22 protein-coding genes are annotated in these 19,711 nt (G+C 49.7%); 8 read left to right on the top strand and 14 right to left on the bottom strand.

The window, feature by feature from the left end:
- Positions 1-98: 98 nt before the first annotated feature.
- On the top strand, positions 99-1,490 hold the full coding sequence (gene rimK / locus J0M34_00735; protein MBN8542773.1) for a 30S ribosomal protein S6--L-glutamate ligase: 1,392 nt from the start codon (positions 99-101) through the stop codon (positions 1,488-1,490).
- A 114-nt stretch (positions 1,491-1,604) separates the two neighbouring features.
- Positions 1,605-2,216, top strand: coding sequence for an OmpA family protein (locus J0M34_00730; protein ID MBN8542772.1), 612 nt, complete (start codon positions 1,605-1,607; stop codon positions 2,214-2,216).
- 47 nt (positions 2,217-2,263) lie between these two features.
- Here J0M34_00730 and J0M34_00725 read toward each other — a convergent pair whose 3' ends face one another.
- Genes J0M34_00725 through J0M34_00715 form a run of 3 tightly spaced genes read right to left on the bottom strand, consistent with a single transcriptional unit; the run spans position 2,264 to position 5,885 of the window.
- Positions 2,264-3,475 carry a hypothetical protein gene (locus tag J0M34_00725; GenBank protein ID MBN8542771.1) on the bottom strand — a complete coding sequence of 404 codons (1,212 nt, stop codon included), beginning with the start codon at positions 3,473-3,475 and terminating at the stop codon, positions 2,264-2,266.
- Entirely contained in the window at positions 3,472-4,644 is a 1,173-nt protein-coding gene (locus J0M34_00720; protein MBN8542770.1) for a hypothetical protein, read from the bottom strand. The genes J0M34_00725 and J0M34_00720 overlap by 4 nt, the downstream gene beginning before the upstream one ends.
- A complete protein-coding gene (locus tag J0M34_00715) occupies positions 4,641-5,885 on the bottom strand; it encodes a hypothetical protein (GenBank protein ID MBN8542769.1) in 1,245 nt (414 codons plus the stop codon). The genes J0M34_00720 and J0M34_00715 overlap by 4 nt, the downstream gene beginning before the upstream one ends.
- A gap of 131 nt (positions 5,886-6,016) precedes the next feature.
- Here J0M34_00715 and J0M34_00710 point away from each other — a divergent pair, with 131 nt between their 5' ends.
- Genes J0M34_00710 through feoB form a run of 3 tightly spaced genes read left to right on the top strand, consistent with a single transcriptional unit; the run spans position 6,017 to position 8,347 of the window.
- Positions 6,017-6,241 carry a hypothetical protein gene (locus J0M34_00710; protein MBN8542768.1) on the top strand — a complete coding sequence of 75 codons (225 nt, stop codon included), beginning with the start codon at positions 6,017-6,019 and terminating at the stop codon, positions 6,239-6,241.
- 37 nt (positions 6,242-6,278) lie between these two features.
- The gene (locus J0M34_00705) at positions 6,279-6,512 is read left to right on the top strand and encodes a ferrous iron transport protein A (GenBank protein MBN8542767.1); all 234 of its coding nucleotides are present in this window, start codon (positions 6,279-6,281) and stop codon (positions 6,510-6,512) included.
- A complete protein-coding gene (feoB, locus tag J0M34_00700) occupies positions 6,509-8,347 on the top strand; it encodes a ferrous iron transport protein B (protein ID MBN8542766.1) in 1,839 nt (612 codons plus the stop codon). Before J0M34_00705 ends, feoB begins: the two co-directional genes overlap by 4 nt.
- On the opposite strand, the gene J0M34_00695 is transcribed toward feoB, so the two are convergent.
- From J0M34_00695 to J0M34_00670, 6 genes are all read right to left on the bottom strand, one after another.
- A complete protein-coding gene (locus J0M34_00695; protein ID MBN8542765.1) occupies positions 8,340-8,945 on the bottom strand; it encodes a DedA family protein in 606 nt (201 codons plus the stop codon). The two genes, feoB and J0M34_00695, sit on opposite strands and share 8 nt — an antisense overlap.
- Before the next feature lie 105 nt (positions 8,946-9,050).
- Positions 9,051-9,704, bottom strand: coding sequence for a hypothetical protein (locus tag J0M34_00690; GenBank protein ID MBN8542764.1), 654 nt, complete (start codon positions 9,702-9,704; stop codon positions 9,051-9,053).
- The gene (locus J0M34_00685) at positions 9,701-9,922 is read right to left on the bottom strand and encodes a hypothetical protein (protein ID MBN8542763.1); all 222 of its coding nucleotides are present in this window, start codon (positions 9,920-9,922) and stop codon (positions 9,701-9,703) included. Before J0M34_00685 ends, J0M34_00690 begins: the two co-directional genes overlap by 4 nt.
- A gap of 122 nt (positions 9,923-10,044) precedes the next feature.
- The gene (locus tag J0M34_00680) at positions 10,045-11,205 is read right to left on the bottom strand and encodes a calcium-binding protein (protein MBN8542762.1); all 1,161 of its coding nucleotides are present in this window, start codon (positions 11,203-11,205) and stop codon (positions 10,045-10,047) included.
- 434 nt (positions 11,206-11,639) lie between these two features.
- Positions 11,640-12,497, bottom strand: a complete 858-nt coding sequence (locus J0M34_00675; GenBank protein MBN8542761.1) for a hypothetical protein — start codon at positions 12,495-12,497, stop codon at positions 11,640-11,642.
- A gap of 2 nt (positions 12,498-12,499) precedes the next feature.
- On the bottom strand, positions 12,500-14,506 hold the full coding sequence (locus J0M34_00670; protein MBN8542760.1) for a hypothetical protein: 2,007 nt from the start codon (positions 14,504-14,506) through the stop codon (positions 12,500-12,502).
- Positions 14,507-14,670: 164 nt separating this feature from the next.
- On the opposite strand from J0M34_00670, the gene J0M34_00665 reads away from it, so the two are divergent.
- Positions 14,671-15,285 (top strand): hypothetical protein, encoded by a 615-nt coding sequence (locus tag J0M34_00665; protein ID MBN8542759.1) that lies wholly within the window; start codon positions 14,671-14,673, stop codon positions 15,283-15,285.
- A 360-nt stretch (positions 15,286-15,645) separates the two neighbouring features.
- Here the strand turns inward: J0M34_00665 and arsB are convergent, their stop codons facing one another.
- The 5 genes from arsB to J0M34_00640 are packed head-to-tail and all read right to left on the bottom strand — an operon-like array spanning position 15,646 to position 18,530.
- Positions 15,646-16,677, bottom strand: a complete 1,032-nt coding sequence (gene arsB / locus J0M34_00660) for an ACR3 family arsenite efflux transporter (protein ID MBN8542758.1) — start codon at positions 16,675-16,677, stop codon at positions 15,646-15,648.
- On the bottom strand, positions 16,674-17,255 hold the full coding sequence (locus J0M34_00655; protein MBN8542757.1) for a cation transporter: 582 nt from the start codon (positions 17,253-17,255) through the stop codon (positions 16,674-16,676). The genes arsB and J0M34_00655 overlap by 4 nt, the downstream gene beginning before the upstream one ends.
- Positions 17,252-17,725 (bottom strand): arsenate reductase ArsC, encoded by a 474-nt coding sequence (locus tag J0M34_00650; GenBank protein ID MBN8542756.1) that lies wholly within the window; start codon positions 17,723-17,725, stop codon positions 17,252-17,254. The genes J0M34_00655 and J0M34_00650 overlap by 4 nt, the downstream gene beginning before the upstream one ends.
- A complete protein-coding gene (locus J0M34_00645; GenBank protein MBN8542755.1) occupies positions 17,725-18,192 on the bottom strand; it encodes a VOC family protein in 468 nt (155 codons plus the stop codon). The genes J0M34_00650 and J0M34_00645 overlap by 1 nt, the downstream gene beginning before the upstream one ends.
- Positions 18,189-18,530, bottom strand: coding sequence for a helix-turn-helix transcriptional regulator (locus J0M34_00640; GenBank protein ID MBN8542754.1), 342 nt, complete (start codon positions 18,528-18,530; stop codon positions 18,189-18,191). Before J0M34_00640 ends, J0M34_00645 begins: the two co-directional genes overlap by 4 nt.
- A 230-nt stretch (positions 18,531-18,760) precedes the next feature.
- On the opposite strand from J0M34_00640, the gene J0M34_00635 reads away from it, so the two are divergent.
- Positions 18,761-19,120: a four-helix bundle copper-binding protein gene (locus J0M34_00635; GenBank protein ID MBN8542753.1), complete on the top strand. Its 360-nt coding sequence runs from the start codon at positions 18,761-18,763 to the stop codon at positions 19,118-19,120.
- 1 nt (position 19,121) lies between these two features.
- Positions 19,122-19,682 carry a DUF305 domain-containing protein gene (locus J0M34_00630; protein MBN8542752.1) on the top strand — a complete coding sequence of 187 codons (561 nt, stop codon included), beginning with the start codon at positions 19,122-19,124 and terminating at the stop codon, positions 19,680-19,682.
- The last annotated feature ends 29 nt before the right edge of the window (positions 19,683-19,711 follow it).

The raw sequence follows: 19,711 nt of genomic DNA, 5'->3' as shown, positions 1-19,711 counted from the left end.
ATAAAGACCATAAGGGCGGCCCATTTTAATTACTGGCCGCCCTTTTCTTTTGCCTAAAACCTGCTATAGCCGTGGCTCCCTGAGCGAGGTAACACATGCTGATCACACAAAAATCCGTCATCGGAAAAGAAGAATGGTGCGCCCTACCTGAAATGCACCTTCCAGCTATTAAGGCACGTATCGACTCAGGCGCACGCACCTCTGCACTTCACGCTGAGAATATTCATATCTACAAATCACGTGGCGAAGATTGGGTGAGATTCGACATTAACCCACTGCAAAAAGACCGCCGCACCATCGTGCATTGCCGTGCGAAACTTGTCGAAGAACGCGATGTGAAATCTTCCAGTGGCCATACGGAGCGTCGCCCCGTTATCGAAGCAACTCTTAAACTCGGTGAAGTAGTGCAGACCATTCAGCTCACTCTCACCAACCGCGACTCAATGGGTTATCGCATGTTGCTAGGGCGTGAAGCCATGCAAGGCCGCATGCTGATCGACCCCGAGAAATCCTTCCTGCAAGGCATGCTATCAGAAATCGAAGCTAAAGAATTTTATCGCGGCAAATCTTCAGGTAGCGAAGAAGGCCTACGCATTGCTGTACTGGCTTCCAATCCAGATCTCTATTCCAACCAACGCATCATGGAAGCCGGACGCGAGCGCGGCCACACTATGAGCTTCGTGAACATTCAACACTGCTACATCAACATCAGTTCCGAAGAACCAGAGATCCACTATCGCGGCGGTGAAATCCTCGCGCCGTTCGATGCAGTGATTCCCCGCATCCGACCCGCCATTACTTTTTATGGCTGCTCCGTATTGCGCCAATTTGAGATGACAGGCGCTTTTTGCCAAAACGGCTCCATCGGCATTGGTCGCTCGCGTGATAAACTCCGCTCGTTGCAGATGCTCGCCAGCAAAGGCGTGCCGATGCCAGTGACTTCGTTCGCGCATTCACCACAGGAGACAGAAGAACTCATTAAAATGGTCGGCGGCGCGCCGCTCGTAGTGAAGCTACTACAAGGTACGCAAGGTGTTGGTGTCGTATTGGCAGAGACCAGTAAAGCTGCTGAATCACTCATCAACGCATTCAAATCGGTGAAGGCTGATATTCTTGTGCAGGAATTCGTGCGCGAGGCCGACGGAAAAGACATTCGCTGCTTCGTGATTGACGATAAAGTCGTCGCAAGCATGCAGCGTATTGCACCTAAAGGTGAATTCCGTGCGAACATCCATCTTGGTGGCTCTGCAGTTGACATCAAGATTACCGCCGAAGAACGCAAGATAGCCATCCAATCTGCTAAAATCATGGGCTTAAAAGTCGCAGGTGTTGATATCATACGCTCCGCTTCAGGCCCCAAAGTGCTAGAGATTAATTCTTCACCAGGGCTAGAAGGCATCGAATCCGTAAGCGGAATGGATATCGCCGGCATGATGATTGAATCGATTGAAAAATCGGTAGTCAAACAACGCCTTAAGGCTGCAGCTTAGCCCTGATTACTTATTCTTAAAGCAGCAAGAGTACAAAGTAGCGCCTTGCCTCTTTTGACATTTGCTCTATGGTGTCGGCTTCTCGGTTAATTCACAAAAACAATAGGAGGCTCTATGCGCCACTTTCTTCTCGCTACCAGCACGATCATGCTGTTTTCTGCTTCTGCGGCATTCGCTATCGATCAAGATGCAGCATTTACCAAAACCAAATCTTTTGTCGGTGATACAAACGGCGAATGCGTTCGCACCAAATGGATGAACGCAGGCGACCCTTGCGCACCATACGTTCCACCACCAGAGCCTAAACCTGCTCCTGTTGCGGCACCAGCGCCCGCACCAGCACCAGCATTACCTGTTGTCACCTTGGAGCAGCGCACCATCTATTTCGATTTCGATAGCGACAAGATAACGATGGAAGCAGCAACGAAGTTGGATGACTTGAGTGCTATCATCAATGCTTCCAAAGCAATCGCCGATGTAAGCGTACATGGCTTCACCGATCAGTTCGGCAAAGACGACTACAACCTCGATCTTGCCAATCGTCGCGCTGCAGCCGTCAAAGCCTACCTCGATGGCAAATCACGCCTCAGCAGTACACTGGCTGAAGTAAAAGGCCTCGGCAAGTCAGCACCAGAAGCTGGCTGCGACACAGGCACGCGTGATGCTAAGATCGCCTGCATGTTCAAAGAACGCCGTGTAGAGATTGAATTCAAAGCAGAGAATTAATCTTTGTGAGAATCAGGAATGAAAGGGCGCCGCTTGGCGCCCTTTTTTTATAGTGCTCGTAATTCCTGATGCGGCGCAACGACAGAAACATCAATCTCTTTTCCTGTCATCACCTTGCTATTTGGTTTATCACTTGTTTTAGTATCACCGTTGGCGATTTTCTCACGAATCGAAGCGTGATTTTCTACCGTACCATCTTTGCTTTTGTTGGCACTTCCCACTAACGCAGAGAAGGTATTGGAAATCACAAAGCCTGTTTGACCGCCCGTATACCAGTTAGCCTTCACATCATAATTCGCGTACTTGCTGTAAACGGCCCAAGGTAAGGTAACCGTACGAGCTAGCATGATAGAACCATACCGCGACCAACCCTGATCGTCATCTCCCGCAAGCAGCAAATTAGCGCCCGCCAAGGCAGTAATGATACCACCATAGGCGTGGCCACGATTAAAGAAATACTTCTGATTGCTAGGAATACTCTTGCTAATCGATGTATCAATCGCCTTCACGTTACGGAAGCCCGAGAGGAATGAGAATACACCACTAATCGTCAAGCCAAGACCGGCGAACTCGCGCTTATGGCCGCCAGCTTGCTCACGGCTTTCCTTCGATACGATCGAGCCGACCGCCTCTACTGGAAAGCGGAACGCATTGCCAACGCGTTCACCCAAATACCCCAGAGGATTCGCTTGCGCCATTTGCGCCATACGCTGAACATCCTGAGGATTCTCCTTGGACTCAGGCACCAGTCCAGAGAGCAATACAGAACTAAAACCAAAGAATGTGGAACGCGAAGACCAGCGATTGATCAGTGGGCCCTTGAGCCTATCCATATCGCTCGCGCGGTTCCAATCCAATAGATTGCGGGCAGAATCCACATAGAAAGACGGACGCACCAAATCACGGAACGTAGCGGTGGTTCCCGACGACCCAAACACCGATTTTACAATGCTAACAGGCGGCTCAGTAATATAGCGCCACCATGTGCCACGGTGATGTTCAGGCACAAACGTCGTATTATTGCCCTTGAACATCATCAGCTCACTGGCGACGTGGCCTAATGCGAAAATATTAGTCGAGTTATTGACAATCCCGCTAGGCAGCGCGCGAATCACCCCATCACGCGTTTCATTCCATTCGTGTTGTGCGCGGCGAATATCATCCGAAAACGGTTTGGGTAAGTTGATGCCCATCCACTGAACAGGCTCTTGCGATACGCGCTCGGAAGACTCTTGGCTGTTGTTCGGTTTCTGAATCATACAGAGTGCCTCTGCACTGATTTTTCTTCAGAAACACGTGATACATGCTTAGTCTCACTTACAGAGTGCGCAGGCGAGTCTTCAGTATGCTTGCCTTCACGCTCTTCCTTTTTTCTACGTTTTTCTTCGAGCGCTTTTTGTTTGGCTTCCTTTTTAGTTTCAGCATGGTCAACAATAGTACCATCGTCCTTCTTTTCAGCACCACCCGCCAAAAATGCAACCGTATTACTCGTCTGGAAAGTTGCATGTGCCAACGAATACCAATTCGCATTCGGATCACCATTCGTATAGCGATTCATGATGCTGTTTGGCAGCACGAACATGCGCGCCCATAGCGTTGAACCATACTGCGACCAGCCCGATTGATTATCCACCGCCAACATCAGTTGCGCGCCAGCGAGTGCCGTAATCGTACCACCAATCGCGTGGGCTGGGTTAGCACCAAAGCCATTCACACGCGGGTTACGGAAACCAGCAATAACAGTAAATGCACCAGCAGCGATTTTTGCAAGACCCGCAAGTTGGCGCTTGTGATCTCCCCACCCAAAGGGATTAATAGCCTGCACAAACCGCGTTCCTACATAACCGACGGGATTTCTGACAGCCATCTCCGTCATGGCTTCAACATCCTTTTCTTCGTCAGTAGGGTTTGGCAGAATAGAGACAAGTGCAAACGGTATAATGCTAGATGCAGTCGCCCGCGCCTGCCAACGATTCACAAATTTTGGCGCACCTGTTTTGGGGTCAAGGTTTTTAAGCGCGTTCGGCAATTCGCGTTTTGCTGCTGCCTCAAGATCAGTGAGGCGGTCCCAAAGCTTATCAGGCCGTAATGCTTGGTACCACTTCTCACCTGGATTTGTAGTGAACTTAGCGTCGCCAAACACCACGCTCATAACGCTTTTGGCTGGCTCGATAACATAGTTAATCAGGTTGCCCTTCTTATCAGCAGGCACCAGAATTTTTCCGTTTGATTTAAACATCGCCAACTCAGCAGCGACTTCCATACCAGCAACGATACTGGCTGTATTATTCACGACCAATGGGTGAAGAAACTGTAACGTGCTCTGACGGTAGTCCGTCAATTCATGCTTAATTTTTAGCCACTCGCGAATCACTGGATCATCGTCGTCTCGTCTATTATGATCGGGATGTTGCGTTACAGTGGTCATAGCGATAATTTCTGCGCCTCCGTTCCCACCACGCGTTGGCTTGCGCGCGCACCAACTACTTTAGTGTCGGGTGTAACGTCTTCCGCCTCTGCAGAACGCTTCACTTTCTCTGCCGCCATTTTATGCTTAGCTTCTAATTTAATGGCCTTCTGATCCATGATCGTGCCGTCTTCAGCTTTTTGTGCGCCTCCGATTAAGAAGCCTGCCGTATTCTGCGTTTGGAACAGCGCATGCGCGCCGACATAATACCAACGGTTTTCATCCATCATGCCAGTGCTTTTAATCGTAAAACGCTTGGCAATATTCGCAGGCAGCAATGGAATCTTACCCATCATAATCGTACCAAAATTGCGGTACGAATCTTCCTTAGTAACACCAAGCAGCGCAGCAGCACCCGCCATAATAGTAAGGGACCCTTGGAACGCATAAGCGCTGTTCATGTAGTATTTCTGCATGCCGCCGCCCGATTTAATCCCGCGCCATGCGGCGAGCGTAGAGCAGATACCACCAATCAATACTGAACCACCCGTGAGCTGAGCCTTGTTATCGCTCCAATGCGTAAAATCGACTGCTTGCCACATGCGCGTGCCGACATAGCCAAGTGGGTTCTCCTTGGCCATACGTGTCATGCGTTCAATTTCTTCTGGATTCTCTCTATTCTCGGGCAGGATCATGCTTAATCCCCAGCCCACAATACCCAAACCTGTTGCGCGCGTTTGCCAACGATTAATCAGTCGCGGCTCAAGAGGCTTTCCATCCTTACCGACTTTTCCTAGCACCGCTTTCTTTGCGGCTTCCCAATCTTTGGCAGAAGATTTTTCGACATCAAAGAATGAGGTAACTTCTTTAACAATTGTTGGCTCCGTGCGCTTAAAGCCAGACTCGCTAATAATCGCCTTGAACACGCTCTTCGGCGGTTCAGTCAAATAATGATACCACTGCCGCTCATTCGCTGCAGTCGTCATGTATTTAATATTCGCTGATTTCAGCATCAGCACTTCAGCAGCCATGTGAAGTGCGCCGAGTGCGTTACTAGAATGATTGATTATAAAACCAGGTAGGAAATTGATGGCCGCTTTTCGCCATTCATCGGTTTCATTTTTGATGCGCGCATACTCGACAACAAGAGCATCATTTAAAAGCTCACGTTGCTTTTTTTCTTTCTTATTCAACGCCTCTTCCTCACGCGCCTTGTCTTCTTCGCGTGATACGTCGCTGTTGATGGCCGAGCTTTCGGTCATTCAAAATCCTTTCCTATCACTTTCCACACTGCCACACCAATGTGACAGCCTTATGACAATCGTGAGGTTTTTTAGGCACTTTTCGCACCGCAATGCAGATTTTTTCGTGGCTGTCGTTTAAGATAAATTGCATGAAAATTACTATTATTGACCAGTCCAGCAATACCATCCACGAACTGGCTGAAAGCCCTCCGCCACCTGCTCAAGGCGATAGCTTTACGTGGTTTGACCCACAGCTAGAAGCTGCACCCTTTGCCCCAGAAACCCCTGAAATATGCCCTTCTGCTGCCGTACGGTTTCCCGACGGACGGGTCATAGAAGTTGACCAAATAACTGGAGAATTAGCAGCAGTTTAGGCTTGCACATGCGAATGATTTGCAGTAGCGAACGGGCATGTCCATACCACTAACACAACTTAAGAAGTCTATCCGCGCCCGCATCACCGCCATTGCCAGCGATGAATCGATGAAACAAAAAATCATCGAGATGGGACTTTGCGAGGGGCTTGAAGTCACATTGCTGCATGAAGGCCCCTTCGGGCGCGACCCTATCGCTGTTTTGGTTGAAGGTCATGTTGTGGCTATGCGTCGCAGCGAAGCAGCAACCGTCACAGTTGAAATCTTATGATCGAAAAATCCTACCCCACTATCATTCTTGCAGGCTGCCCTAATGCGGGTAAGTCGGCGCTATTCAATCGCTTGACTGGCAGCCGCCAAAAAGTCGCCAACTATCCAGGCGTCACCGTAGAGTATAAAGAGGGCACGACCCATACAGCCAACGGCAACCCTGTTCGCATCATCGATTTGCCAGGCACCTATTCCCTTCGCGCGCACAGCCCCGACGAAGTAGTCGCACGCGATGTGATTTTAGGCCGCCTACCTTCCGTTGGCATTGCCGACCTCATCATCTGCGTTGCTGACGCAACCAATCTGAAACTCCATTTGCGTTTTGCGCTCGAACTGAAATCGCTCGGCATCCCGATGATTCTTGCCGTAAACATGGTGGATATTGCTGAGCGTCGCGGCTTTAAGATTGATTGCGCAGCACTTTCCAAGACCCTTGGCATCACCGTTGTACCAACGGTTGCCGTGCGTCGTGGGCAAATCGAAGGCTTACTAGAAGCTATAGATACAACGCTCGCAAGCGGCCACAAAAAACCCGAAACCGTCTGCGCAACCATTCCAACCAATAACGAAATGCGCGACCTGCACCGTCAAACCCTAGTACATCTCGACCAAGCAGGCGTTGCCTATGGGCTTCCGGCTGTCACCAGCTTTGCAATTGACCGCCTCTTGCTTCACCCCGTTGCTGGCCTTGCCATTCTGGTTGGTCTCATGTTCCTCGTTTTCCAGGCGGTCTTTAGCTGGTCTGCTTGGCCAATGGACCAAATCGACGCAGGCGTGATGTGGGTTGCAGAGTGGGTAAACGCAACGCTTCCTGACGGTTACCTCAAAAGCTTATTGGCTGATGGTATCATCGCCGGCATCGGCAGCGTAGTTATCTTCTTACCGCAAATTCTAGTGTTGTTCTTTTTCATCCTCATACTCGAAGATTCAGGCTACATGGCGCGCGCCGCCTTCCTGCTTGACCGCATGATGGGTGGCGTAGGTCTACATGGTCGCGCCTTCATTCCCCTGCTCTCCTCTTTCGCGTGCGCCATCCCTGGCATCATGGCTACCCGCACCATTAAAGCAGAGCACGACCGCTTACTGACCATTCTCATCGCGCCTCTCATGACCTGCTCAGCGCGCATTCCCGTTTACACGCTCATCATCGCCGCATTCATTCCAGACCGCGCTGTGGGCTGGTTCAACCTACAAGGTCTTGTCATGTTCGGCTTATACGCAGCAGGCCTCATCTCAGGCCTGATTGTCGCCTACATCCTAAAACGCCTCACGTTCCAAAACGTGATGGATAGCTTCGTGATGGAGCTACCCAGCTATAAAATCCCCACATGGCGCAACATCGTCTTCGGCTTACTAGAGCGTACTAAGATCTTCTTGCGCCGCGCGGGTACAACCATTTTCATCATCATGGTCATCATCTGGATTCTCTCCACCTTCCCAGAGCAGCCTATCGAAAAATCCTATGCGGGTATCATTGGCCAGTTCCTAGCACCACTCTTCGCGCCGATTGGCTTTAACTGGCAAATGGTCATCGCGCTGATTCCAGGCATGGCTGCACGTGAAGTAGCGGTTGCTGTGCTGGGTGCCGTCTATGCGATTAGCGATGCAAATCTTGAATCTTCACTGGCCGAGACGTTGCGTAATGCATGGTCGTTGCCTACGGCTCTGTCATTTTTGGCATGGTATATCTTTGCACCACAATGCATTGCCACGCTTGCCGTTATCAAGCGCGAGACCAGCCGTAAAACCATGTGGATTAGCTTCTTCTACCTTACAGCGCTTGCCTATGTCGCAGCACTAGCTACGTACCACATAGCATCGGCAGTGCTTAGTTAGATTGTTCTGATTTATTGTGACGCCAAATATAAATGGCTGCACCAAGTACCAAGATAGAAATCATGATGATTTTGATACGCGGCAGGTAATGCGTCATGAGCTCTTTATTCTCGCCAATATAATAGCCCAACAGCAGCAACACCGTCATCCAGATTGCACCACCAAGCGCGGTGTATGCCACGAATTTTTTTACATCCATTTTGGCCAGACCCGCAGGGAACGAAATATAGTGGCGAATACCAGGCAGCAAACGACCAGTGAATGTTGAAATCACGCCATGCTTAGCAAAGAAACGCTCAAGCTTCTCCAGCTTTTCTGGCGTCATCATCAAGTATTTGCCGTAGCGAATGAACAAATCACGTCCATAACGCTTAGCGAGCCAGTAATTGAAGTATGCGCCACCCACTGTTCCAATAATGCTCGATGCGAGAACGATCCAAAAATTCATCTCACCCTGTTGCACTAGGTAGCCTGCGGGTATCATGGTGACTTCGGCAGGAATCGGCACAAAGGTCGATTCGACAAAAGTCATGATAAAAATGCCAAAATATCCTAGATGATGCACAAATTGCACCAGCAAATCCGCGATATGGTGCAACCATTCCGTAAAGCTATCCACGCGCAACCCCCGAACTCAATGACCTAGTCAGTTATTAGGCCAAGACTATGTAGTGTCTTTATAGAGCAAGGGCAAGGGGAAGAATCAGACAACAGGTCCACCAGACTCACGCGTGTGGTCACCTAGGCGCTCTACCCAATCCGGTGCTTCTTCACTACGCGTTTTTTGAATGGCTTGAGGAGTCTTATTGACAGGAAGATGCGGCACCTGTACACGGCGCCATCCTTCTCTCCCGCACGCATTCTCAAATGCATCTAATGAGCGGCCGATAATCGTTCCTACAATTCTGAAAGCATCTTTTTTGGCCAGCCCATCTTTTGGGTCAACCTGCTGGCCTATATCACAACCATAATTTGGGGATATTAATCTCTCATAGCACTTGTTATTCCAAAGTATGAGGTCGTAATCTGCATCACCCAGTGAAACATCTAAGTCAGCCAGTGAAATGTCCAACTCAGCATTATTAGGGTTCAGTTTCTTTTGTTTGGCGAGTTTTGCTTGTTCTTTGACGAGTTCTGCTTTGTGCTTATATAGCACAAAATAACCATCGCGTATTTCTCGTATCGCTTGCTGTAATAGTGGGTCACCCTTAACATCATGCCCACCATTCTCAAAATCAGGATCCGTACCATCACGGTCCATAAGGCCTGCCGCACGCTTCCTCCAATGCTCTAGCAAACTCGAACATTGAATAGGCTTAAAATGTTCTTGAAGTATTTTAGAGGGCGTTTCGCTCATACTTCCGTGCCCATAGTCAGCGCTTGTTCATACATCTGGAATGTTAAATCGATGACACTATCGCTAATCACCGTTGGCGCATGCACCTTATTGACACGGCGCTTATCCGCCTCTTCACAGAATGTTCGGATGCGCGCCTTAAGCTGAGTCTCGTTTTCACCCAAGCTCTTTGCTTCGCTATACCATGCAGGCACAATAAAATGCGACATATCAGCCATAATACTCAACCTATCTGCAAAACAGGATAACATAGATTGGTTTATATTTGGTTTACATAAACCATAAAATACGCTGATTAAATACCAAATCAGCCCGATTACAGCCTACTCACAGCCAAGAACTAGCCGAAATTGAAATCACTACTCGTGAGCGTCTGTGTCACGCCCGCTAGTGTGATGGTATGGCCCGTAGCAATCGTAATCAAAGCTGTAGAATTGAGCGTGTCATAACTGATGCGTGATGCAAATGCCGAGGTGAAGCTTGAGAAACCAGCACCGCTAAGGTGAATCACATCACCCTGCCCCCAGCTACCACTGAAATCGGTGATAGTATCCGCACCAAAGCTCTTGCCAGAGAAGTAGAACGTATCCGCCCCCTCACCACCTGCCAGCGCGTCATTTCCTTTACCGCCGACAATCCAGTCATTACCCTCACCGCCGAAGATACTGTCATTGCCATCTTCGCCCATCAGGCTGTCGTTACCGAAACCGCCATCGAGCACGTCATTACCTTGGGCACCCCAGACGGTATCATTGTCACCGCCCGCATAGACAGTATCATTCCCTTCGCCAGCACGCACGCTGTCGTTGCCATCACCGCCGTCAATCACGTCATTGCCGCGATAGGCATGAATCGTATCATTGCCCGCGCCGCCATAAACGAGGTCATCATCATTGCCGCCATGAACAATATCATCGCCTTCAGCTGCGTAGATCGTGTCGGCCCCCTCACCGCCATGAATACTGTCGTTACCCGCGCCACCATCAATGACATCATTGCCTTGGCCGCCATGCAGCGTATCGTTACCGATGCCACCATACATAAGGTCATCGCCCTTACCGCCATGCGCCCAATCATCACCCTCGTCGGATAAAATTAGATCATTACCGTCACCGCCATTCAGGCTGTCATTTCCTTCACCCGCATCGAGCGTGTCATTGCCCGCACCACCATGCAGCGTGTCGTTGCCCAGCTCGGTGTAAATCAGGTCATCACCATTTCCAGCACTCACCCAATCATCACCATCGGCTGCATAAACCGTGTCATTACCGTCGCCTGCGTGAATGCGGTCATTGCCCTCGCCGCCATCAATTACATCATCGCCGCTTCCGCCATGAATCGTGTCGTTGCCCGCGCCACCAAAAATTAAATCATTGCCATGACCACCATGAATCACATCATGTCCTGCGGCTGCATAAATCGTGTCATTTCCATTACCACCGCGAACACTATCATCCCCGTCCGCAGCATCGAGCACATCATCACCATCATTACCGTGCATCGTATCATTCCCCGCGCCACCAAAAATAATGTCATTCACTTTTGTGCCGCGCTGGTTATCGTTGTTATCGGTACCGAAGATGGTGTTGGTCATAGATGTGTCCTTTTGTAAGGTTGTTTTTGAAGTAGTCTAGTCTACGTGGTCTATGCAAGAAGCTTGCCAGAGCAGAACCCCCACCAAGCCATCCAAATTAGATAAAATGTACCATAAATTTTGTTAAAAAACTATTAAGAAACAAAATGGAATGTTTCAAAATGTTTCAAATAACAAACCTATAAAGGGAATTTGGTGGTGTGATATGACTAGTCGCAACAGTACGCTCAGTATTGGCACTGATGCCCACACAATTAAGGGAGAACTAGCAGAATTACTACAAAAATAGCCGTGCAGATACCAAGAAGTGGCTGCACTCAGCAAGCTTTGGGTCGGTAAATCTACTCGTGATTATGACGGATACCGCCGCCCTCTTTAGCGCGGACTTTGGGTTTAAAGGTAGTAGGCGTCGTGCGCTCAACAGATTCAACCACGAAGTAATCGATGAATGGAATCGTGGTATTGATATCAGAAGCTGGGTCTACCATGCGCAATCGTATGCGGATGCGTCCGAGAATATCTGTCGGCAAGTCAGGGCTGGTCAGTTGAATATTAGGCGTACCTGCCACTTGCCGTGTCACATTACGTAAGGGACGCCATAATGTATTTTGGCTTGTGCCAGTATCGGCGGATATTTCCCACACGGCTCGCAGGATGCCTGTACCGTTCACAAACAGATTCGCTACCGCGCGCAACGGCGCGCCTTGTGCTACCGACTGATAGGAACTGCCGTCACTAAAGGTAAGTGATTGGCTGGAAAGCGCTACCGCACCTGCAGCATTACCAGTAATATGTAAGTCAATCTCTCCTTGTTGGAAGACAACGTTATCGTCCGTGAATTCACGCATGTAGCTGAACGCGGCATCTTGCTGCTGTGCACGGGTAATGACGCTACGCGGTACAGCCACCGTTTCCATAATAAGCGGGAGTACTCCGCCAGCCGGATTATTGACAAATGTTCGCGACAACGTGCGCGTGGTCGCAACCGTGACACCACCGATACGAAACTCACCTGGCGCTGAGGTGATGGTGACTGCACCTGCGGGGGGTGTAATATCTATCCGCCAGCCAACGGTTATGTTAGTCATACGCGTGAAAGGTACTTCTTTGCGTTCGGGTACCGCATCAGCAGACAAAACATCGGCATGCGCTGTGGTGAGGCTCATCATGCAGGCAATCACAACTATAAGAATGCGCATAGCTACCATCCGTAAGGGGCGTTGATTTTAAAGGAAACGTACGTCGTGAATTGCTCGCCTGCATCAAAGCGGAAGGTATTCGCGCTCTCTTCGACGCGCTGATAATTAGCGCTCCAGCTTATACCATAGCCGATATGGTTTTTATCTGCCTGTCGAATGTTCCAATAAAGCTCCGTCGAGGCATTATATTGTCTGTCTTCATCACCTGAATCGTTTAGCTGCACCGAGCCATAACTATGGTTCGTCAATGTATCTGGAATGAGTATATAGTTCATATCCACCGCCGCAAAATAATTGCTGCGGTCGCCCAACGTTTTGAAATGCTGGCGCTCATGTTGCAAGGAAGGCGTCATGCTGAAACGTTCATTCGGCGTGTAGGTAATGGCTAACTCGGAAAGCCCTGAATCTTGGTCGTTATCTGTAGTCACATCGTCGGTGAATTTGCTGTAGCTGTGCGATAGGTTCAGCGTCAGTTCTTCACCAAACGCCGTGCTCCAACCCGCATTGCCACCAGAAATATGCTGCTGCATATCCAGACCATTAAATGTTGCGGGTGTCTGCTTGCGGTCTTGTTGTGTACTATAGGCACCCGCATTGAAGCTACTGTAGGTGAACCAATCGTTCTTTTCCCATGCGCTACCGAAATACTCTGGTGATACGCTTAGCTGGACGGATGCGCTATTGGAGCGATCTGTGGGAATGGTGCTGATACTGTTGACGTTATTGTCGGATGTTGAGAGGTCGCCCGTGATGGACAAACTCTCATGGAAAAAATTGCTGGTGACGCCATAGCGATCTTGATCGGCAGCGTAATTACTATTGGCCATAGAGTGGAAGAAACTACCAACTTTTTGACGATCAAGCGTAAGCGACCAGCCCATGGCATCAAACGTGCGCGGGTCAAGGTCGCCAATCAGCGCAATGATGCTGCGTCCGCGCACGGCATCGTCGTTAATAGCACTAAGGTCGTTTGCTTCCCCATCATAATCAAAATCGGTGTTGGCGAATTCACCGCGTAGATTTAATTGGTCTTTTAGGCCTTGCCACTCACTACCTACCATCCAGCCACGGCCTTTGCTCTGGGTGGCATCAAACAGCGCATCACCATACCCGCCATATTCACGACCCTGACCATAGGTATAAGCAGATTCGACAAAGAAATGTGTTTCTTCACCCAGCGGATAATACTGTGCATGAAATCCGCTGACGCGTTGGTTGCCATCTTGCACGCCTGTGAGATTATTGTCGCCGATAGCATAAGCTGGGTCTTGCGAGAATGCCGTAAGTTTGAGAGACTTAAGCGCATCAATCTGTAACGAACCGCCGCGCCGGTTGAATTGATCGATGAGTAGATTGGAGATACCTGTATTGTGGTTACCCAAACGCAAGGTCGCCGTCATATCCTCAGTGAACGTACGCCCGGTGAGTAAGTACTCGCCAAGCTGCCCACGCTCTTTGTCGAGGTTCAACTGCTCATTGGTATCATAATTTCCGGTGAGACGCATGCTTGCATCCCAATTCTGGCCACCAGCAACGGCATTGCTTTCTAGGTATCCCGAACCGCTATGTGGGTCTACGCCTGTGATGCCCGTATATTTTGGTTCAAGATCGTCATGCAGCAAGTAATTATATTGCGCGCTCGCTGTTCCCCAGACTTGTGCGTCTTTAGCGCCGTTGCCACGCACGCGCACGACAAACCGTTGTACTTCGTTATAGTGTTCGTCACCAACATGTTCAAAAATACGCACGATGTGATCGCCAATGGGTAAGCGACTTTCGGGGCGATAGCTAACACGCCTACCATCAAGCGATACTTCGGGAGTGATATCCGCTCCGTTCAACTCAATGAACAGATTATTTAGGCGCTCATCGGAAACGTGTGTGTGGATGTCGATGGCAAGGGGTGCATCTGGCATGAGGGGGGCGTTATTAGGCAATGACGCAACGTCAGCAGCATACGCTGCAGCACCATAAAAAAACACACCTGCAACGACCGAAGCTCGCACCATTTCTCCACGATAATGCCCTCTCAGCGGGCTTCCTGAACGCATTAGGAGAAAAGAATGGTTTTTGCAACCACTCTTGGGCGATAGGGATATATAAGGGAATTGTTTTGACAGTTTTATCGGCGCAGTTATAGTTTTCCCATCACAAACCGCTAATGAGGTAACCCATGAAAAAGCTTCTGCTGACATCTTCCTGCATCGCACTAGTTATGGCTAGTACGGCCTTTGCGCAAATCAACGCCCCAGCCGTTAACAAGTCCGGCGCAAACGCAGTGCGCGGTACCAACGTAGGCAGTGGCCTGGATAAGAACATCAAGATACAGGGCGGCATGAAAAAGGGTGATGCGGTGAGCGCAGGCGTCGGCGGTGTCGGCGGCGGTAATCCACACGGCGATACGGGCAGTAGCAGTTCTTCGGGTGGAAATTATGGCGGCTCGTCTTCAAGCGGCAGCTCTTCGGGTGGGGGCTTTGATACCGAAACCAGCGGTGGCGGCTCTTCCTCTTCTTCCTCCGGCGGTGATTATGGCGGTTCTTCTTCTAGTGGCAGTTCTTCAGGTGGCGGCTTTGACACCGAAACGGGTGGCGGCGGTTCCTCTTCAGGTGGCGATGACTCGTCTTCTGGCGGCGGCGGTCCCGATGGTAAGATTATGCAAAAAATGAAGCCTGGCGAAGAAGTGATGCATAAAGGCAAAGCCGTTGGTTTCACACCACAGCAAAATAAAGGCTTGGATGCCGCAAAAGCTAAGGGCTTGGGCACTCAAAAAGGCATCGGCGCCAAGTAATCCTGATGCATGTTTCAATCATCGTTGAAACATCATAAGCGTCTATCGGTCGAGAGAACCCACTGAAGCCCGCAGAATGCGGCTGGAGAGAGGGGAATCTAACTTTGGAGATTGGTGGTGGTGGCAGTCTGTAGCGAACCAGTCTCCGTGTCAAATTCCCTGATACCTAGGGAAAATACAGGGAATTTGGCAGCTTAAGGCCAGTCCAAACCAATAGTAAGCGCATGAAAGCGGCCGTGAACCTAGAAAATGAGTCATTTTTCGACATTTAATAACAGGGAATTTTCTCCGTGTTATCAGGGAATATAAGTACGGCTCTTCTGGACTTCATCCCAAACCCCGATGTCAGCGACACGCTATTTAAGCATTAAAACGATGTTGAGTGCGGTTGGCGATGGCTACGAGCCAGAGCATTGCAGGCACTTCCACCAATACACCAACCACAGTGGCTCGTGCCGCGCCGGAGTGCAGACCGAACAGGCTGATGGCTACCGCCACGGCCAGCTCAAAAAAGTTGGAGCCGCCGATGAGCGCGGCGGGTGCGGCTACATTATGCGGGATACGGCTTTTGCACATCCATATATAAGTCAGCGCGAACATTAGCACGCTTTGCAGGAGGATAGGCACGGCGATCATGCCGATGACCAGTGGCTTTTGCAGCAGCGTTTCGGCTTGAAAACCAAACAGCAATACGACGGTGGCAAGCAGCCCGATGACGGAATAGGGCTTCAGGTGATCGAGGAAGGAGGTAAGATGCGCTTCATCTTCTGCAAGCAGGCGTCTGCGGGTGATGTATCCTGCCACAATCGGGATGATGACATAAAGCGCCACGGAAAGCAGCAACGTTTCCCACGGCACAGCAATGTCAGAAATGCCCAGCAATAACGCGGCAACGGGCGCATAGGCGAATATCATCACAAGGTCATTCAGCGACACCTGCACCAGCGTGTAGTTGGCGTTTCCGTTTACTAGGCGACTCCACACAAACACCATTGCAGTGCATGGAGCCGTGCCGAGCAGGATGAGTCCTGCGATATATTGCTTGGCATCTTCCGCCGGGATGAATGGCGCAAAGACATATTGGAGGAACAACACACCGAGTGCTGCCATACTGAAGGGTTTGACAAACCAGTTGATGAAGAAGGTAATCAGTAGCCCTTTCGGGCTTTTGCGCACCTCACCGATGGTAGAGAAATCCACATTCACCATCATCGGATAAATCATTACCCAAATCAGAACCGCCACCACTAGATTAACGCTAGCATATTCTATGTGCGCTACGGCTTGAAACACTGAAGGGATTAAATGGCCAAGCCCAACACCAGCGGCAATACAGAGTGCCACCCATATGGAAAGGTAGCGTTCAAAGAAGCCAAGGGGAGAATTGGTCATGAATGCGCCTCCACATGCTCTTTGCGTGCAGCTTCCCAAACTTCTTTAGCCGCATCGGCATTCATTACGGCAATGACAAGACCTACAGCTAAATCTGGCCATGCCGAATGCCAGAATATTGTAATGAGTCCAGCGGCGATAATACCAATATTGGCGTAGGCATCATTGCGTGCTGAATAAAAGGCGGCTTTGGTAAGGCTTCCGCTTTCATGGCGGAGCTTAGCCAGCATATAGGCGCAAGTGAGGTTGACCAGCAATGCCCCTGTGCCTGTGATGGAAAGCAGCGTCGGCTCTGGCGGGGCAAGCGTAGTAAATTTCTGCCATACCATCCAAAGTGTGGCGAGTGCAGGCCACATCAACATACAGGCTAGTACCATACCCAGCCGCGCCCTCGCTTTGAGTGACCAGCCTAGCGCAAGCAGGATAAGAAAATTAACAGACGCATCTTCCAGAAAATCAACGCTGTCAGCAAATAGCGATACTGAGCCAATGTGCAATGCCACTGCGAATTCAACAAAGAAATATGCGAGGTTGGCAAGGGCGACAAAAATTATAGCTCTACGGAGTGATTTGTTCATAACGCGCCTATTTCATTCAGTTTTTGCAGGAGTTCTTCCTGAGTCATTTTGTCGAAGGGCAAGCGCAGAAAGGCCTTCACGCGCTTTTCCAGTATAGTGAATACGCGATCAAATTCTGCTTCAATCTCAGCCTGTGTGCCTTTGAAGTGTGTGGGGTCTGGTGTGCCCCAATGCGTTTTGATGGGCTTGCTAGGGAATATCGGGCAGACTTCGCCAGCGGCGTTGTCACAAACAGTAATCAGGATGTCGATGGGCTGGTCTATAAACTCATCCCACGACTTGCTGCGATAGCCTTGGTCATTGATGCCGTTGCGCTTGATCGTAGCAAGGCTCATCGGGTGTACTGTGCCTGTAGGAAAGCTCCCTGCGCTGAAGGCTAGGACTTTATCTTGGCTATAATGATTCAGAAGCCCTTCGGCCATAACGCTACGGCAGCTGTTGCCAGTACAGAGAACGAGAATTTTTAGCATCAACAGCAACCCGATTTAGGAGCGCAGGAAGCGGCTATTGGCTTAGCTTCAACCTTCGGCGCACAACATGTTGTGCCTTCTTTCGCGGGCGCTTCGTTGAAGAATTCTACATCGCTCATCGTATGGTAGGCTTCCCATGCGATGCCGCTGGGGTCTTTAAGCCATGATTTATCGGATTTGGCGTAGCAGCAGGTGGTTTCGCCTTCATCGAACACACCGAGATCGGCGCGCTTCATATTTTCGCGCAAGTCTTCCAGTTCTTCGGGCGTATCAACCTGAATACCCAAATGATCGAGGCCTGATTTTGCGCCACGTGATGAAATAGCAAAATTGACACGCGGGTCATCGAGCAGCCATTTGGCATAATCAGTTTTCTGCTTGATGGGCTTCGCGCCAAACAGGGTGCAATAAAAGCCGATGGATTTTTCCAAGTCGTCAACAGCGACATGGATATGAAGACGTTTCATTTTCTGCCTCTCTCTTTTGGTTTCGGGTTGCAATCGGTGGCGCACTCAGTGCTTTCGCGGATGCAGCAGTTTTCATTCAGATACGCGATCATTTCCTGAATGGTATCGTTATTGGCCGCGTAAATGACCGAGCGCCCCTGCTTGCGGGAAGTCACCAGCCCTGCGTAGTTCAACTGCGCCAGATGAAACGAAAGCGAATTGTGTGGAATTTCCAGCTGGTCACTGAGCGCACCAGCTGGCGCACCATCACGCCCGTATTCGATCAAAAGTTTAAGCACCCGCAAACGGGTCTCTTGAGAAATTGCAGAAAACGCGATGAGTGCGGTGTCTAGGTTCATATGTCCAAAATAATGGACATATTAATTATGTCAAGACTTATGGACATATAAGTAGAAAAGTAAAAAGCCAAATACCACCGAGTGCAGAACATAATCGCACCGACAAGAAGATGCGCGGAGGGTTAAGTAGCCTGCCACCGTTTATCAACTTTTTACAAATATTTTGTAAATCCGCACGGCATTATTATTTATCTTCAGTATGGTTGGCCACTTAATACAGGAGGAATTTTATGCATCATATCAATGAACGAATGCGCGAATGTATCCAGCTTTGCTGGGAATTTCGTAGTGAATGCCAGGAAATGCTGTTTAGCCATTGCCTAGAGATGGGCGGCAAGCATGTTGAGAAAGAGCATGTGAAGCTGATGGCCGATTGTATTCAGGCTTGCCAAACCGCTGCCGATTTCATGACCCGTGACTCTCAACTGCACGCTTCAACCTGCGAAGCATGTGCCGACGTATGTGACGCATGCGCCGAATCTTGTGAACGCATCGGTGGCGAGGAAATGAAGCGCTGTGCAGAAATTTGCCGCCGCTGTGCGGAAAGCTGCCGTGAAATGTCAAAAACCAAAAACAAGAAGGCGGGTTAATATGAAACAACTTTTCACCGTATCCGCGCTGGCTTTAACCCTCGCACTTTCCCCCGCTGTCTATGCCGCAAATGACACGAGCAGGGCTTCCAAAACCACTCAGGCCGCTAAAGCACCTTACGATGTGCAATTTCTCGATACGATGAGCGAGCATCACCGCGACGGCATTAAGATGATGGAGCTTGCGGTAGATAAGGCACAAAGCGCTGATATTAAACAAATGGGCCAAAAAGGCATCGATGATCAAACCAAGGAAATTGACGAGCTAAAGTCCATGCGTAATTCGGATGCCTCCGAAGCCGTTAATATGAAACTTCCAGGCATGATGCCGAAAGCTAAAATGGAACAGGATATAGCGAAGCTGGAAAAAGCATCCGGCAGCGACTTTAATAAACATTTCCTGCAAACCATGATTAAGCACCACGGAGGTGCAGTGAAAATGTCAGATGACGCGATGGCAAAGGCAAAACGTGATGATGTAAAAGCCAAAGCGCAGGAAATCCACGATAAGCAAAAAAGCGAAATTTCCGACATGCAGGAGATGCTTAAGGGGATGAAATGAAGCATTCCCATGAGCATCAACACCATTCC

It is taken from the genome of Alphaproteobacteria bacterium, from assembly GCA_017302575.1.
Taxonomy (GTDB): Bacteria; Pseudomonadota; Alphaproteobacteria; order Rickettsiales; family UBA3002; genus JAFLDD01.
The sequence above is the reverse complement of the archived record's forward strand: the minus strand, read 5'-3'. Positions and strand labels throughout refer to the sequence as shown.